The 1,212-nt window shown below is 31.3% G+C and carries 1 protein-coding gene; it reads left to right on the forward strand.

Annotated elements, in window-relative coordinates; all coding sequences use genetic code 11:
- Nucleotides 1-47: 47 nt before the first annotated feature.
- On the forward strand, nucleotides 48-1,212 hold a 1,165-nt coding region (locus tag NNO04_RS22425), incomplete at its 3' end, for a lipopolysaccharide biosynthesis protein (RefSeq protein ID WP_442870765.1).

Below are 1,212 nucleotides of genomic sequence, written 5' to 3' on the forward strand. Positions count from 1 at the left end.
GCTATGCACTAGGTGATTTGTTTGTAAAAGGAATATTATTTATATCGTTGCCGCTCTTAACAAGAGTCATGGTACCTGAACAGTACGGTAAATTGTCAATTTTAAATACTGCAATATTAATTTTGTATGTTTTTACAAGTCTAAATTTACAGAGTGCGGTCCTCAATAGATATATGAAAACTAAAGAGGGATTTTCATCTTTTTTAAGCACTGTCATCATTTTTCTAATCCCATTTCATTTAGTATTAATTATTCTAGAACCATTATATGCAATACCACTAAGTCGTTTACTGGGGTTTTCAGTAGATGATGTTATGCCTGTGCTTGTCATTTGTATCATGCTTTCGTATATATTTATATACACCAGTTATCTGCAAGCCTCCGAGAGAGGAATTAATTATGCAAGAATTAATGTAGTAAACAAAATTGGGGAGATAATATTAATATTTGCTTTTGCGATTTGGCTTTCATCTAACCAATATTTATCAAAAATATATGCGCAGATAATGGTTTGCATACCACTTGTAATTTTTTGTTTCTATAAAATGAGAACGCTGATTATTTGTAGGTTTAGTCCTGATGAATTAAAATCAGCGTTACTATTTTCTCTTCCTCTTATTGTTCATGTCTTATCTAACTCCTTACTTTCACAAGCAGACCGAATTATAATTAACAATGTACTCGGTAGTGAAAGTGCGGGTATTTATTCTTTTTCCTATAATTTGGGAATGTGCATTGTTGTACTAATCATGGCCTGGAATTCATCATGGCAGCCAAAGTTATATCAACTAATTAATTCCAGGGAAAGTACAAAAATTAAAATGGTAAATAATGCCAGTTCTGTAATGATACTTTTTATAACATGTGGATGTATTCTTTTTTCCAGGGAAATGGTAATTATCATGGCCAGCAAGGAATACTACTCCGGAATTGAAATTGTACCTTTGGTAATAATGGGGAATGCTTTAATTCATATATATTTAACATATGTGAATTTTGTTTTTTTTGAGAAAAAAACGATGATTATCTCATTGACAACTCTTGTCGCACTACTTATCAATATCGGCGCAAATTACCTTCTCATTCCAATTTACGGGATCGCTGGTTCTGCTTNTGCAACGTTAGTAGCATATTTATTTTTGTGTTTATTCCATTTTATTTCTGCAAGATATCTAGTAAAAATTTATGATTCATCTTTAATCGATATTAGAT

The sequence above is a fragment of the Citrobacter sp. Awk 4 genome (assembly GCF_028069725.1).
Classification (GTDB): Bacteria; Pseudomonadota; Gammaproteobacteria; order Enterobacterales; family Enterobacteriaceae; genus Citrobacter_D.